1 rRNA gene is annotated in these 1,195 nt (G+C 56.2%); it reads right to left on the bottom strand.

Annotation, left to right across the window (positions count from 1 at the left end):
* Positions 1-21: 21 nt before the first annotated feature.
* Positions 22-1,195, bottom strand: a 23S ribosomal RNA gene (locus ACZ45Z_RS33235); the annotation flags it as partial.

The raw sequence follows: 1,195 nt of genomic DNA, 5'->3' as shown, positions 1-1,195 counted from the left end.
ACACAGTGGACGCGAGCAACTGAGGACAAGCCCTCGGCCTATTAGTACCAGTCAACTCCAACCGTTACCGGTCTTCCATATCTGGCCTATCAACCCAGTCGTCTACTGGGAGCCTTAACCCCTCAAAGGGGGTGGGAGTCCTCATCTCGAAGCAGGCTTCCCGCTTAGATGCTTTCAGCGGTTATCCTTTCCGAACGTAGCCAACCAGCCATGCCCTTGGCAGGACAACTGGCACACCAGAGGTTCGTCCGTCCCGGTCCTCTCGTACTAGGGACAGCCCTTCTCAAGACTCCTACGCGCACAGCGGATAGGGACCGAACTGTCTCACGACGTTCTAAACCCAGCTCGCGTACCGCTTTAATGGGCGAACAGCCCAACCCTTGGGACCGACTCCAGCCCCAGGATGCGACGAGCCGACATCGAGGTGCCAAACCATCCCGTCGATATGGACTCTTGGGGAAGATCAGCCTGTTATCCCCGGGGTACCTTTTATCCGTTGAGCGACGGCGCTTCCACAAGCCACCGCCGGATCACTAGTCCCGACTTTCGTCCCTGCTCGACCCGTCAGTCTCACAGTCAAGCTCCCTTGTGCACTTACACTCAACACCTGATTGCCAACCAGGCTGAGGGAACCTTTGGGCGCCTCCGTTACTCTTTAGGAGGCAACCGCCCCAGTTAAACTACCCACCAGACACTGTCCCTGATCCGGATCACGGACCCAGGTTAGACATCCAGCACGACCAGAGTGGTATTTCAACAATGACTCCCCCTGAACTGGCGTCCAGAGTTCACAGTCTCCCACCTATCCTACACAAGCCGAACCGAACACCAATATCAAGCTATAGTAAAGGTCCCGGGGTCTTTCCGTCCTGCTGCGCGAAACGAGCATCTTTACTCGTAGTGCAATTTCACCGGGCCTATGGTTGAGACAGTCGAGAAGTCGTTACGCCATTCGTGCAGGTCGGAACTTACCCGACAAGGAATTTCGCTACCTTAGGATGGTTATAGTTACCACCGCCGTTTACTGGCGCTTAAGTTCTCAGCTTCGCACGCCCGAAAGCGCACTAACCGGTCCCCTTAACGTTCCAGCACCGGGCAGGCGTCAGTCCGTATACATCGCCTTACGGCTTCGCACGGACCTGTGTTTTTAGTAAACAGTCGCTTCTCGCTGGTCTCTGCGGCCACCCCCAGCTCA

Source organism: Streptomyces sp. NPDC031210 (genome assembly GCF_055570395.1).
This window is presented reverse-complemented; position numbering and strand designations above follow the sequence as displayed.